At 52.4% G+C, this 13,739-nt stretch carries 11 protein-coding genes; 5 read left to right on the forward strand and 6 right to left on the reverse strand.

All coding sequences use genetic code 11. The annotated features are described in order from the left end of the window. Positions 1–60: 60 nt before the first annotated feature. Positions 61–282: a cold shock-like protein CspD gene (cspD, locus tag UR289_RS02890; protein ID WP_006809408.1), complete on the reverse strand. Its 222-nt coding sequence runs from the start codon at positions 280–282 to the stop codon at positions 61–63. A 267-nt stretch (positions 283–549) separates the two neighbouring features. Between cspD and clpS the strand changes: the two genes are divergently transcribed. The 3 genes from clpS (at position 550) to UR289_RS02905 (ending at position 4,096) form a co-directional block, all read left to right on the forward strand. Further along, the gene (clpS, locus tag UR289_RS02895) at positions 550–870 is read left to right on the forward strand and encodes an ATP-dependent Clp protease adapter ClpS (RefSeq protein ID WP_006174393.1); all 321 of its coding nucleotides are present in this window, start codon (positions 550–552) and stop codon (positions 868–870) included. A gap of 27 nt (positions 871–897) precedes the next feature. Further along, positions 898–3,177, forward strand: coding sequence for an ATP-dependent Clp protease ATP-binding subunit ClpA (clpA, locus tag UR289_RS02900; protein ID WP_008499992.1), 2,280 nt, complete (start codon positions 898–900; stop codon positions 3,175–3,177). Positions 3,178–3,658: 481 nt separating this feature from the next. Beyond that, positions 3,659–4,096: a hypothetical protein gene (locus UR289_RS02905; RefSeq protein ID WP_320709127.1), complete on the forward strand. Its 438-nt coding sequence runs from the start codon at positions 3,659–3,661 to the stop codon at positions 4,094–4,096. A gap of 144 nt (positions 4,097–4,240) precedes the next feature. On the opposite strand, the gene UR289_RS02910 is transcribed toward UR289_RS02905, so the two are convergent. Continuing rightward, positions 4,241–5,515 carry a hypothetical protein gene (locus UR289_RS02910; protein ID WP_320709128.1) on the reverse strand — a complete coding sequence of 425 codons (1,275 nt, stop codon included), beginning with the start codon at positions 5,513–5,515 and terminating at the stop codon, positions 4,241–4,243. A 122-nt stretch (positions 5,516–5,637) separates the two neighbouring features. Here UR289_RS02910 and UR289_RS02915 point away from each other — a divergent pair, with 122 nt between their 5' ends. Both UR289_RS02915 and UR289_RS02920 read left to right on the forward strand, forming a co-directional pair. Further along, positions 5,638–7,191: a bifunctional UDP-sugar hydrolase/5'-nucleotidase gene (locus tag UR289_RS02915; RefSeq protein WP_320709129.1), complete on the forward strand. Its 1,554-nt coding sequence runs from the start codon at positions 5,638–5,640 to the stop codon at positions 7,189–7,191. Positions 7,192–7,213: 22 nt separating this feature from the next. Then, the gene (locus UR289_RS02920; protein ID WP_320709130.1) at positions 7,214–8,740 is read left to right on the forward strand and encodes an aryl-sulfate sulfotransferase; all 1,527 of its coding nucleotides are present in this window, start codon (positions 7,214–7,216) and stop codon (positions 8,738–8,740) included. A gap of 170 nt (positions 8,741–8,910) precedes the next feature. Here UR289_RS02920 and infA read toward each other — a convergent pair whose 3' ends face one another. The 4 genes from infA to cydD all read right to left on the reverse strand — a co-directional run bounded on the left by infA (position 8,911) and on the right by cydD (position 13,651). Next, positions 8,911–9,129 carry a translation initiation factor IF-1 gene (gene infA / locus UR289_RS02925; RefSeq protein WP_002211347.1) on the reverse strand — a complete coding sequence of 73 codons (219 nt, stop codon included), beginning with the start codon at positions 9,127–9,129 and terminating at the stop codon, positions 8,911–8,913. 284 nt (positions 9,130–9,413) lie between these two features. Further along, positions 9,414–10,118, reverse strand: coding sequence for a leucyl/phenylalanyl-tRNA--protein transferase (gene aat, locus UR289_RS02930; RefSeq protein WP_320709131.1), 705 nt, complete (start codon positions 10,116–10,118; stop codon positions 9,414–9,416). Between the two features lie 45 nt (positions 10,119–10,163). Continuing rightward, entirely contained in the window at positions 10,164–11,885 is a 1,722-nt protein-coding gene (cydC, locus tag UR289_RS02935) for a heme ABC transporter ATP-binding protein/permease CydC (RefSeq protein WP_048979707.1), read from the reverse strand. Next, positions 11,885–13,651 carry a heme ABC transporter permease/ATP-binding protein CydD gene (gene cydD / locus UR289_RS02940; protein WP_033145082.1) on the reverse strand — a complete coding sequence of 589 codons (1,767 nt, stop codon included), beginning with the start codon at positions 13,649–13,651 and terminating at the stop codon, positions 11,885–11,887. The genes cydC and cydD overlap by 1 nt, the downstream gene beginning before the upstream one ends. Between the last annotated feature and the right edge of the window lie 88 nt (positions 13,652–13,739).

Consider the following 13,739-nt stretch of genomic DNA (forward strand, 5'->3'; position numbering starts at 1 on the left):
AAAATGCCAGCCGATCGGGCTGGCATTTTGACTGCGGGATGTACACAATAAAACAGAGAGCTATGCAACCGTCTCTGCTTCAACGGGTACGATTAGGCTGGCATGATTGCCTTTTGGTCCCTGATGTACATCGAACCGGACGGACTGCCCGGCTTTGAGCGTTCTGTAACCATCCATCTGAATGGTGGAATAGTGAGCGAAGATATCCTCGCCGCCGCCTTCGGGGCAGATGAAGCCAAACCCTTTGGCGTTGTTGAACCACTTAACAGTACCCATTTCCATGCTTCGACATCCTTCGTAAATCTTATAAGTTAAGATGGAATGAACCGGTGGTGGAGTGGGGGCTGTTCAAAACCTCGCCATCTCACGCTTGTACAATTTAGAGAAACGAAAGAAGTCGTCAAGCGTTTGGCGCTGGAGATGGGACAATAATCAACCAAAGTTTGAAGCAGTTAACGCTATTGCAACAGTTTGTGACAGACATCGCGGATGACAGTAATAGATGATTGTTATCTAACATCTGAGGTAGATTCAAAGTGGTTATGCATAATGGGTAAGACCAACGATTGGCTGGATTTCGACCAGCTGGCGGAAGACAAAGTGCGCGACGCGCTAAAACCGCCATCTATGTATAAAGTTATGTTAATGAACGATGATTACACGCCGATGGAATTTGTTATTGACGTGCTACAAAAGTTCTTTTCTTATGATGTAGAACGTGCAACGCAACTGATGCTTACCGTTCATTATCGTGGCAAAGCTATCTGCGGCATCTTCACAGCCGAAGTGGCGGAAACCAAAGTGGCGATGGTGAACGACTATGCGAGGGAGAACGAGCATCCGTTGCTGTGTACGCTGGAAAAGGCCTGATAAGGCATAAAATTGGGGGAGGTGCCTATGCTCAATCAAGAACTGGAACTCAGTTTAAACATGGCTTTCGCCAGAGCGCGTGAGCACCGACATGAGTTTATGACCGTCGAGCATTTACTGCTCGCACTGCTTAGCAACCCATCTGCCCGCGAAGCGCTGGAAGCCTGCTCCGTGGATCTGGTGGCGCTACGTCAGGAACTCGAAGCCTTCATCGAACAAACCACACCGGTGCTGCCAGCCAGTGAAGAAGAGCGCGACACGCAGCCGACGCTCAGCTTCCAGCGCGTGCTGCAGCGCGCGGTATTCCACGTCCAGTCTTCCGGGCGTAGCGAAGTGACTGGCGCAAACGTCTTAGTCGCCATCTTCAGCGAGCAGGAGTCACAGGCTGCCTACCTGCTGCGCAAACACGAAGTCAGCCGCCTCGACGTGGTTAACTTTATTTCTCACGGAACGCGCAAAGACGAGCCTAACCAGGCATCGGATTCCAGCAATCAGGTCAATAACAATGAAGAGCAAGCAGGCGGGGAGGATCGTATGGAAAACTTCACCACCAATCTTAACCAGCTTGCTCGCGTTGGCGGTATCGACCCGCTGATTGGTCGCGATAAAGAGCTGGAGCGCGCGATCCAGGTGCTGTGCCGTCGCCGCAAGAACAACCCGCTGCTGGTGGGTGAGTCAGGCGTGGGTAAAACCGCGATTGCCGAAGGGCTTGCCTGGCGCATTGTGCAGGGTGACGTGCCGGAAGTGATTGCCGACTGCACCATCTACTCGCTGGATATCGGCTCGCTGCTGGCGGGCACCAAATACCGCGGTGATTTTGAAAAACGCTTCAAGGCGCTGTTGAAACAGCTGGAGCAGGACACCAACAGCATCCTGTTTATCGATGAGATCCACACCATCATCGGCGCAGGTGCGGCCTCCGGTGGCCAGGTGGATGCCGCGAACCTGATCAAACCGCTGCTCTCCAGCGGCAAGATTCGCGTGATTGGCTCCACGACCTACCAGGAGTTCAGCAACATCTTTGAGAAAGACCGTGCGCTGGCGCGCCGCTTCCAGAAAATCGACGTGACCGAACCGTCCGTCGAGGAAACGGTGCAGATCATCAACGGCCTGAAGCCGAAGTACGAAGCGCACCACGACGTGCGTTACACCGCGAAAGCGGTACGTGCGGCGGTGGAGCTGGCGGTGAAATATATCAACGACCGTCATCTGCCGGATAAGGCGATTGACGTGATTGATGAGGCAGGGGCGCGTGCGCGCCTGATGCCGGCCAGCAAGCGTAAGAAAACCGTTAACGTGGCGGATATTGAGTCCGTGGTGGCCCGCATCGCGCGTATCCCTGAGAAGAGCGTTTCTCAGAGCGACCGCGACACGCTGCGCACCCTCGGCAATCGCCTGAAAATGCTGGTCTTTGGTCAGGATAAAGCCATTGAGGCCTTAACCGAAGCGATTAAGATGGCCCGCGCCGGGCTGGGGCATGACCACAAACCTGTCGGTTCCTTCCTGTTCGCTGGCCCGACCGGCGTGGGGAAAACCGAGGTGACGGTTCAGCTCTCCAAAGCGCTGGGCATTGAGCTGCTGCGCTTTGATATGTCCGAGTATATGGAGCGTCACACCGTCAGCCGTTTGATTGGTGCGCCTCCGGGCTACGTGGGCTTTGACCAGGGCGGCCTGCTCACCGACGCGGTGATCAAGCATCCGCACGCGGTCCTGCTGCTCGATGAAATCGAGAAAGCGCACCCGGACGTGTTCAACATCCTGCTGCAGGTGATGGACAACGGGACGCTGACCGACAACAACGGGCGCAAGGCGGACTTCCGCAACGTGGTGCTGGTGATGACCACCAACGCCGGCGTGCGTGAAACCGAGCGTAAATCCATCGGCCTGATCCACCAGGATAACAGCACCGATGCGATGGAGGAGATCAAGAAGATCTTCACGCCGGAGTTCCGTAACCGTCTGGACAACATTATCTGGTTCGATCATCTGTCTACCGAGGTGATCCATCAGGTTGTGGACAAGTTCATCGTCGAGCTGCAGGTTCAGCTGGATCAGAAAGGCGTGTCGCTGGAAGTGAGCCAGGAGGCCCGCAACTGGCTGGCCGAGAAAGGCTACGACCGTGCGATGGGGGCCCGTCCGATGGCGCGCGTGATTCAGGACAACCTGAAGAAACCGCTGGCGAACGAGCTGCTGTTTGGCTCGCTGGTGGACGGCGGTCAGGTGACCGTGGCTCTGGATCAGGCGAAGAACGAACTGACGTACGATTTCCAGAGTGCGGCGAAGCACAAGCCGGAAGCGGCTCACTGAGTTAAACGTTAATGTAAAAAACCGGGCATTTGCCCGGTTTTTTTATGCCTGCCAAGGTAAAAGCAAAACGACAACAGTGTTGTCGTTTTTAGGGTTTTCTCCCTCTCCCTGTGGGAGAGGGTTGGGGTGAGGGCAACAGACCACAGAGGAATTTTGCGAGGCGCTTTCCAGTTTCTTTCGAAGTCAGTTGCTGGATAAATTCACAGTAATAAAATGGCGGCGCACCTGCAAAATCAGGTGCCGGGATTGGCGTCCTGATTACACACGAGAAATGATGTTGATACGTTAACTATCATCAGGTTCGTTCACACTTTTGAAAGCTAGCGATATAATCCGCAGACTCAATTATGGTGGGCTGAACCGGGGCTTCTTTTGAAGCGCCGATTTTCCCGTGTGGGTCGGTACGCCAAACCGGTTCAGTCTGCCACCTGAGTTGGCGTTCGGGTGGAGATCTCATCATTTCACACGGAGTCAAAATCAAATGGAACATAACAATCTTTCACTGCTTTACAGCGAACTCTCCCTTAACCCCGATCTCCCAACCCTTGCAGAGCGCTGCAAATTGCTCACTGAAATCCTCCTCGACTGCACATCACTCCCACAAACGCAGCCCGTCTGCCGCTGCCTGGGTGCGTATCTGGAAGAAATGAAAGCTGGCCTCACAGAATCAATGCGTGATTTTCAGGTGGTGGAATTTGAGGACGAAGCGGAACAACCGCGACAAAAAGAGTGGCTGCTGGAAGATACCGAAGCACAGTGTGATTACTGCCGGGCGTTAAACCACATACTGCTGGTATCGCATTTTGACCGCGATATGTTGCCGCACCTGACGGGACTGCTGCATGACATAACGCATTCGATGGCCGCAGATGTCGTTGCACCTCAAAGTGCAAAAACGGTAATTCACATTATTTCCTGACGTCGATCCGAGGCGTCGGGGGAGTTCCTCTGACGCCAAATGGATTAATCTTCGTAAAAATGGGTGTTACGGGAAGCCGTTAATAACTTTTGATGACAATAAAATAGTGCAGTTCGCTGCCGTACAGCTCGCGTTATGTAGCCCTTAACTGCCTGAATTTTCCTCCATCTGTTGGTTGTAAATACAGCCAAGACCCACTAAATGCTGGCTCACTACCCGCGCCCCAAAGTTATGACATCGTAATGACCATGGATGGGATTTCAGCCAGACAGCAAATGCAGTGCAGGATGCAAGTGAAATCAACGCGGGCTCCGCTGTACTTTGCTGTCCGGTCAGCAGGCCAATCATCTTGCATATCTCGCCATTATCCCAACGCTGCCACACATTTTTCCACCATCCCATTTTCCAGCTACCAGTAAGGCAAAATGCTTTGTCAGAGAGGTTGGCGTTTTCAATATTTTCAGACACAAACCAAAGATCGGTTTTCCCAAGTCGGACTTCTGTTGACCAGGCAGTTATAGCGCCGCCGCGCAAAACGCACTCATGGGCGAGATAATGATCGGTTACACCCGGGAAGCGTCGTTTTAATCTCTGGAAATGACTGTGTATGGTAATGACAGGACGGACCATGCTTCCCCGGTCGTTTCGCTTAAGCTCGGCACTACCGTACTGAATTTCATCAAATTGACTCCGTTTAAGAAATTGCATTTCTTGCTCCCGAATAACATCGGAGTCGCTCGACGGTAGTATCGAAGAAGGGAAAGACTTAGAACCCTGATAGAGCAATGAATCACCTGCCTTCCAGTCGCAATAGTTGGTTGTTACTTGAATAATTTTGCCGGAGTCAGCATCGGCACTGATCACAACATACAGTTTCTGCCTCGCAGAATGACCCTGAAACGGTATAACCATTGTGGTCGTTGACACCCTTGTTAGCGCAGGGAGTGAAACATGCAGATCGTGTTCGAAACCGTTAACCGCTTGCGCAAGGACCCTTTGGTTTGTCGTTTCACCAGAGTGCACCCCTTGTTCGAGCTGGGAAAGAAGGGTGATATTTTTATTCCGGCCTACAGCATTGTCATAGTGTGGAGTAAATACATAACGGCAAGTGCAACATTGAAAGCGGGGTGTTCTGGCTTTTGTGTATCCATAGCGAATGATGTGCGCTGTAAAACAGCGGGGACAACCTTGTCCTGTATTTCCTAATTTTCGTTGCATGAATTGACTGAACCACTCGTCACATTCTTTTGTATTAAACAGTGGAGGAAGACTGCCACATTTTTGACATTCAAGTGCAGCGTAGCCCAGACGATAAACAGGAAAAACATAATCACTCGCATCTGGTATTCCGAGATTTGGACATGACCAGCTTTTACAAACATTGAGATCTATTTTTGGAGCGGATTCCATGTGCTTCACCAACTGATTCTGCTAGTCGTAAATTTTCGCGTCTCCCTTTTTCATATGTCGTGAGAAGGTTCACAAAATCTGTTTTTTGCTAATCGATAATGAAATTCTTTCTTTAATTCGAGAGTTAAAAAATGAAAAAAACAGTAATCGCGGTTTTATTACTATCGGGATATGCTTCGCTAAGTCCAGCGCAGGACGTTACCGTCATTTATACCAATGACCTGCATGCACATGTTGAGCCCTATAAACTCCCTTATGTTGCAGAAGGTAAAAGAGCTGTCGGTGGCTTCGCAAATATTGCGACTTACGTCAAGCAAGAAAAGCAAAAGAATAAGGCTACTTTTTATTTCGATGCTGGAGATTACTTTACCGGTCCGTACATTAGCAGCCTGACAAAAGGGCGGGCAATCATAGATATTATGAATACAATGTCATTTGATGCTGCGTCTGTCGGCAATCATGAGTTCGACCATGGATGGGATAATACGCTGATACAGCTCAGTCAGGCTAAATTCCCGATACTGTTAGGTAACGTGTTTTATAAAAATAGTAATGTCCTTTTCTGGAATAAGCCGTATACAATCCTTGAAAAGGATGGCGTTAAAATTGGGGTCATTGGGTTGCATGGCGTATTCGCTTTCGATGATACCGTTTCATCGTCAATGCGTCAGGGTATTGAAGCGCGTGACGAGGTGAAATATCTCCAGCGTTATCTGGATGAACTACGTGGAAAAGTAGATATAACCGTTGCACTCATGCATGAAGGTTTCCCTGCACGCCAGTCCAGTATCGGCAATACTGATGTCAAACGCGCCCTTGATAAGGATATCCAGACGGCGAAGCAGGTGAAAGGACTGGATATTCTGATTACCGGACATGCGCATGTTGGGACGCCGGAGCCGCTTAAAGTAGGTAACACGCTGGTGCTTTCGACTGACAGCGGTGGGATTGATATTGGTAAGCTGGTCCTGGATGTGGATCTAAAAAAACATCACAACAAAATAAAAAGCTTCGAACTTAAAACCCTTTACGCTGATGAATGGAAACCCGATCCGGCAACTCAGAGTGTTATTGATAGCTGGAATAAACAGCTCTCCGAAACGGTTCGCCAAAAAGTTGGAGAGACGCCTGTTACGCTTACGCGCGCCTACGGGGAATCATCTTCGCTGGGCAATTTATTTACCGATGCAATGCTTGCCGCTGCGCCTGATGCGCAACTGGCGCTCACTAATTCAGGTGGTTTGCGGGCTGATTTGAATGCCGGTCCGATAACCCTCGGCGATGTTATTAGCGCGTTCCCGTTTCCAAATGAGCTTACCGTAATGGATTTGAATGGGAAATCCTTACGAAATCTTATGGAGCACAGTGCGTCACTCACTAACGGTGTTTTGCAGATGTCGAAAGGACTGGAAATGCGCTACGACCAACATAAACCTGTCGGGCAACGCGTTGTGCTACTTACGCTTAATGGCAAGCCAATTGTAGACTCTGAAACCTATCGCGTAGCGACAAATAGTTTCCTTGCTCCTGGTGGCGATGGCTTTACTGCATTCATTGATGGCCAGAACAAACAGGTAAAAGGTGGATATAACCTTTCCAATGCGGTTATTGATTATCTGGTGAAAGGAAATAAGATCATTCCCCAACAGGTGAATGAGATGCGAGTAAAAGAAGTTACACAGTAATAATTAACAACAGGTGAATAATATGGCAATTACCTATCTTGGAATGGAACTCGCCCCTGCTAACAACCAGCTTGCGGTCTATCTGAAGTTTATAATTGATGAGGCGATAACATATTCCTATACGGTACTGGGAAGATCGACTAGCACGACAAGTTTAGACTTTACGTATTCTTCAAATGACATTGTCTCTTTACCTGAGATAAAAATTCCGGTTATTGGACTGTATGCAAACTACCTTAACCAGGTGCAGGTTGTCTTTAAAAACCTTAGCGGAGTGGAAATTTTTAATCAAACCATCCAGGTAAGCACACAGCAACAACTCTACCGCGATGGGACAATTTTCCATATCGATATTGAGCAAACGGATCCCGCTAACTTCACGACCGTATGGGGAAACAGTTGGTTAATGACTACCAATTGTGATGGCTACGACCGGAACGGCGATCTTCGCTGCTATTATGCTCAGCCCTACCGTAATCAGATGCTAAAAACGCATAATGGTTATTTCTATATCGGCAGTGATGAAGATGAACACTGGTATGGGCGACGCTTTTTCAAAATCGATATTTTGGGCAACGAGATTCTGGAGTTTGATTTACGTGACCACGATGGTAACCGCTACGCTAACACCCACGATCTGATTTGGGATTCCGCCGATAATCTTTTCATGATTGGTAATGATAACCCGGACCGTTCGACTAACACGATGAGACAGGACGCATCAATTTTAAAATTTGATGAAAAGACAGGCGTGATGCTGTGGGCAAAAAATTATACCCGTGCATTTGATAATACTCAGATCCTGAATAACAGCCCCACAAACGATGCTCACCTTAACTCGCTTTCCTGGATCCCCGCAGGCGAGGCAAATGCTGAAGCGATTGTTGTCCATACTCGCTCTGCAGGCCTGACGTTTGGTATTTCTCCTGCCGACGGCAAGATATTATGGAGTATTAATACCGGGGGATTTAACAGTAATTTTGCAGCAGGACAGGGCGTTACGCAGATAGATACTTCCAGTATTGAGAGTTTTGAAAATGGCGCTCATACCGTATTCGTCACTAAAAATAGCGCTTTTGCTGGGTTAAGCAATGAGACTGAAGGAAAATTTGTTCTTTCGCTCTTTGATAATCGCTCCTGCGTTGATAATGAAGGCAATGCGGTTACTCGAGATATTACACGTGATTCAACGACTGATTCTTACAAAACCGATCCTGCGAGAGTCATGTTCTATGCTGTTGATCTCGTCGCCAATACAGCAACCCAGGCAGGTAGCATTATCCAGTTACCCTCCGATCGTGTTCCTCAGGTCACTGATTTTATGGGGGCAGCAATAGATTATGGTGACTACTATGGCATCTACACCAACCACGCACGCTCTTTCTTTATCAGCGATGCAACAGGCCATATTATTGCCACAATCTACGATCTGATTTGCTCGATGGATGGATATCCAGAGTTCCCTGGTGAATGCTACCGGGCAAGGTTGTTTGCAAAAGACGAGCTTGATGCTTTGATAAATATAGGTTATCAGGTGGCAAACGGCTGATAGCTTAGCAAGACACAGCCATTAAAAGGGCATTGCTGTCGAACAGACAGCCCTGACGCTGAATCGAACGGACAAATAATTGTTCAAATAATAGCCTGCAGCACAAAAAAGTAAGGCCGGGAAAATCCCGGCCTTATTTAATATTCATCTGCCATTACAGGCGAAAACAATTAGCGACTACGGAAGACAATGCGGCCTTTGCTCAGGTCGTACGGGGTCAGTTCAACAGTCACTTTGTCGCCCGTCAAAATGCGGATGTAGTTTTTGCGCATTTTACCGGAGATGTGCGCAGTTACCACGTGACCGTTTTCCAGCTCTACGCGAAACATGGTATTAGGCAACGTATCAAGTACGGTACCCTGCATTTCAATATTGTCTTCTTTGGCCATCTAATCCTCTGGGGTATCACTACCAAGTTTTGAACCGGCAAGATAATGCCGAAATTCATCAATTAAGTAAAGAATTGCGCGATTAAAACGCAGCAAAACAGTTTCGGCGCATTGCCCAAGCGTCACGGTACAACCGAACAGGAAGCGCATTCGTAAAGGGGAGACAACAGGATAAACGTCAGGACGTTATCTGAAGCGAGGGTCCCAAACGGCGGCGGGGCAACGGGCAGAAGCTACTCTGCGGCATAATTATAACACCCTCACAAAAAATATGCGGAAAACATTTAGGCATTGGGCATAAAGAGCGTTCTCGGTATCCAGAAGTCGCGCGGGAGCTTCTCCTGGCGGCTGACGTCCAGATGCTCGATATACTGGCGTCGCGGGATTTCAACAGCACCCAGCGAGGCCGTGTGCTCGTTGAGCACCTGACAATCAATCAGGCTTCCGCCGCGCTGGGCAAACGCCTCGCAGAAGACCAGCAGTGCGGTTTTCGAGGCGTTAACCGTACGAGAGAACATCGACTCGCCGCAAAATAGGGTGCCTTGCGCCACGCCGTACATGCCGCCGACGAGTGCTCCGCCTTCCCACACCTCGATAGAGTGGGCGTAGCCAAGCTCGTGGAGCTGGTGGTAGGCGGTAATGATATCGCGGGTTATCCATGTCCCTTCATAGCGGTCTTCGGCACAGCCTTCAATGACCTGACCAAAGGCGTGATTGAGGGTGACGCGGTAGGGTGATTTCGCATGGAAACGCTTCATGCTGCGGCTCACGTGAAACTGCGCTGGCCACAGCACGGCACGCGGATCGGGGGACCACCATAAAATCGGATCGCCGGGGGAAAACCAGGGAAATATACCGCGCTGGTACGCCATTAAAAGCCGTGCGGGACTGAGGTCACCACCAAGGGCCAGCAGCCCGTTGGGCTCACGCAGCGCCCCTTCCGGAGAAGGGAACGCGATGTTATGACGAGAAAGCTGGACCAGGCGCATGACAGCAAAACTCCAGTACGCGAGTAAGGACGCTACAAATATAGTCTACAGACGCTGTTTAAACTGGTAGTAGCGACCCTGTTTCGCCAACAGCTCTGCGTGACTACCTTGCTCAATAATGTGTCCGTTGTCCATCACAATTATCCGATCAAAACTCGCCAGTCCGCGCAGGCGGTGTGTGACCATCAGCACGGTTTTGCCGGTCATGACATTCGCCAGCAAATCAAGGATTTGGCTCTCGGTGGTGGCATCCAGCCCCTCGGTGGGTTCGTCGAGCAGCATCAGCGGCGCATCGTGCAGCAGCGCGCGCGCAATTGCCAGACGGCGCAGTTCACCGCCGGACAGCTGACGGCCGCCTTCGCCCAGCCAGCTGTTTAGCCCGTCGTCCTCAAGCAGTTTTTGCAACCCGACCTGCTCCAGCACGGCGCGAAGCGCATCATCAGAGGCCTCTGGCGCGGCCAGCAGCAGGTTATCGCGCAGTGTGGCGCTAAACAGATGCACGCGCTGCGGAACGACGCTCACCGTCTTGCGCAGGGCCTGCTCGCTGAAATCGGTCAGCAACGTGTTATTAAAACGAATCTGTCCGCGCTGCGGATCCCAGGCGCGGGTCAGCAACTGCAGCAGCGTCGATTTACCGCAGCCGGTACGGCCGAGGATCGCCATCCGCTGACCTGCGTTAACAGAAAGGTTAATACCGTCCAGCGCGTTCTGCGCCTGTTTGTCATAGGCGAAGGTGACATCTTCAAGCGTCAGCGCAACCTGCTCTGGTACCGCGGTCTGCCCGGCACTGAACGTGACTTCAGGCTCCTGCTCGGCAATCTGCGTGATGCGCAGGGCAGAGGCGATCACCTGGCCCAGATGCTGGAAGGCGCCCGTTACCGGGGCCAGCGCCTCAAACGCCGCCAGCGCGCAGAAGACGAAAAGGGCAATAAGAGGACCCGGCTGTGAATTCCCCCCGACATCGCCGGAAGCCAGCCACAGCATGGCAATCACCGCCACGCCGCCGATTAACATCATCAGCGCCTGAGAGAAGGCCGTCAGCTCCGACTGGCGGCGCTGGGCCTCATGCCAGTTAAGCTCCGTACTTTCCATGCGGGCGCGATAGCGCTTGCTGGCGCCAAAAATCGTCAGCTCTGCCTGCCCCTGAAGCCAGGAGGTGAGCTGCTGACGGTAGTCCCCGCGCAGGCGCGTCAGGTTTTCCCCGGTGGATTTCCCGGCGCGGTAAAACAGCGGCGGCAGAATGATGAGCGTCAGCAGCATGATCCCGCCCAGCGTCAGCGCAACGGAAACATCCAGAACAGACAGCCCCAGCGTGACCACCACAATCACCACAAACGCGCCCACGATCGGGGAAATCACGCGCAGGTACAGGTGATCCAGCGTGTCGACATCCGCAACGACACGGTTAAGTAACTCACCCTGACGAAAACGCGCCAGCCCGGCAGGGGAGAGGGGCAGCAGTTTGCTGAAGGTGTAGATGCGCAGGTGCTGCAGCACGCGGAAAGTGGCGTCGTGGCTGACCAGGCGTTCGAAATAGCGACCGGCAGTACGGGTGATGGCGGTACCGCGAACACCGGCAGCCGGGAGCATATAGTTGAAGCTGTATAAACCGGCAAAGCCCGCGACGGCCGAGGCCGACAGGAACCAGCCGGAAAGCGTGAGCAGGCCAATGCTGGCGAGCAGCGTGACAATCGCCAGTACAATCCCCAGCGTCAGCATCCATTTGTGGCGTTTATAGAGCGCAAGATAAGGCAGCAGAGCACGCATCAGATGTCCTCCTGACGGTTCGCCAGCAGGGCGGCAAACGGTCCCTGGGCGGCAACGAGAGAGGCGTAATCGCCTTGCTCAACAATACGGCCGTTCTCCATGACCCAGATCTGGTCCCAGTCGGCAATCCCCTCCAGCTGATGGGTAACCATCAGGGTGGTTTGCTGCCGGGAGGCGGCGTTCAGGGCCTCCATTACGCGCTGCTCGCTGTGGGCATCCAGGCTGGCGGCGGGCTCATCCAGCAGCATCAGCTGACAAGGATTCAACAACGCGCGGGCAACGGCCACGCGCTGCGCCTGTCCGACCGACAGCCCGGCGGACTGGTCGCCGACCACGGTATCTACACCTTGCGGGAGCAGGGGCAGAAACTCGCTGACCCAGGCGCGGTCGAGCACCGACTGCAGTTCATCTTCACGCGCGTCCGGGCGCGCCAGCAGAACGTTTTCACGCAGCGTTGAGGCTGGAAGCTGCGGGTTTTGTCCTACCCAACTGAGCTGTTTACGCCAAGCGTCTGGATCGAGGTTGCGCAGTTCGGTTTTGTTGATCCGCAGTGAACCCGTGTAGGTCATAAAGCCGGATAGCGCATTCAGCAGAGAACTTTTACCGGAACCGCTGGTGCCGACGAGCACCACCCGTTGTCCGGCAGGTAAGGTAAAGTTCAGCGGACCCGCGAGCACTTTGCCTTCGGGTGACAGAATAGAAAAGTCCTGCGCTTCAATCGTCACGGGGTCTTTAGCATTCAGCGTCACGTCACCCCGCTCCGGGTGTGCCAGCGGCGTTTCCAGGAACGTTTTCAGACTATCGGCTGCGCCAACTGCCTGCGCTTTGGCGTGATAGAAGGTTCCCAGATCGCGGAGCGGCTGGAAAAACTCCGGGGCCAGGATCAGCGCCAGGAACCCGGCTGAAAGGGTTACCGCCGTGCCGTAATGGCCGAAATCCAGCGCGCCGAGATAGGAGAAGCCGAAATAGACCGCCACGAGGGCAATCGACAGTGAGGTAAAGAATTCCAGTACGCCGGAAGATAAGAAGGCGAGGCGTAACACTTCCATGGTGCGCTGACGGAAGTCCTGCGATGCCTGGCGAATGTTTTCGGTTTCTGCTTCACCGCGGCCAAAAATGCGTAATGTCTCCATGCCTCGAAGACGATCGAGGAAATGACCGCTCAGGCGACCCAGTGCCAGGAAGTTACGGCGGTTGGCATCCGCTGCACCCATGCCGACCAGCGCCATAAACAGCGGGATCAGCGGGGCGGTGCCCATCAGAATCAGCGCAGCCATCCAGTTCACCGGGAAGATGGCGATCACGATCAGCAGCGGAACGAAGACGGCAAGGGCCATTTGCGGCAGATAGCGCGCATAGTAGTCGTGCATATCGTCAATCTGCTCAAGGATCAGCGTCGCCCAGCTACCGGCCGGTTTACCCTGGATCCACGCGGGCCCGGCTTCCTGAAGACGATCGAGCACCTGACGACGGATCTCGTAGCGGATGTGCTGTCCGGCGTGAAAACCGACGCGCTCACGCAGCCACACCACCCAGGCGCGCAGGATAAAAATCAGGATCAGGACAATAAAAGGCAGCAACAGCGCTTCGCGCGGGATGTTCTCCATGATCATGTGATTAAGAATGCGGGCCAGCAGCCATGCCTGGGCAACAATCAACAGACCGCTAACGAACCCCAGGAGACGGGAAATCGTAAGCCAGCGGCGGGAAATAACGCTTTGCTGTTTCAGCCAGCGTGTTAACTCTTGTTGACGGGTTTTTTCCATTGCGTACTTTGCAGGTGACGTTATTAGAAATTGGGCAGCGCAATGTTACAACGGGGAGACAATAAAGGCGACTTATCGCCGCCTTTAT

This window comes from Enterobacter sp. 302C9, from assembly GCF_034106085.1.
GTDB lineage: Bacteria > Pseudomonadota > Gammaproteobacteria > Enterobacterales > Enterobacteriaceae > Enterobacter > Enterobacter asburiae_B.

Coding starts and splice junctions, on each gene's coding strand:
- aat (WP_320709131.1), bottom strand. CDS start 10,118: ATGCGCCTGGTCCAGCTTTCTCGTCATAACATCGCGTTCCCTTCTCCG.
- cspD (WP_006809408.1), bottom strand. CDS start 282: ATGGAAATGGGTACTGTTAAGTGGTTCAACAACGCCAAAGGGTTTGGC.
- clpS (WP_006174393.1), top strand. CDS start 550: ATGGGTAAGACCAACGATTGGCTGGATTTCGACCAGCTGGCGGAAGAC.
- UR289_RS02905 (WP_320709127.1), top strand. CDS start 3,659: ATGGAACATAACAATCTTTCACTGCTTTACAGCGAACTCTCCCTTAAC.
- UR289_RS02915 (WP_320709129.1), top strand. CDS start 5,638: ATGAAAAAAACAGTAATCGCGGTTTTATTACTATCGGGATATGCTTCG.
- infA (WP_002211347.1), bottom strand. CDS start 9,129: ATGGCCAAAGAAGACAATATTGAAATGCAGGGTACCGTACTTGATACG.
- clpA (WP_008499992.1), top strand. CDS start 898: ATGCTCAATCAAGAACTGGAACTCAGTTTAAACATGGCTTTCGCCAGA.
- cydD (WP_033145082.1), bottom strand. CDS start 13,651: ATGGAAAAAACCCGTCAACAAGAGTTAACACGCTGGCTGAAACAGCAA.
- UR289_RS02920 (WP_320709130.1), top strand. CDS start 7,214: ATGGCAATTACCTATCTTGGAATGGAACTCGCCCCTGCTAACAACCAG.
- cydC (WP_048979707.1), bottom strand. CDS start 11,885: ATGCGTGCTCTGCTGCCTTATCTTGCGCTCTATAAACGCCACAAATGG.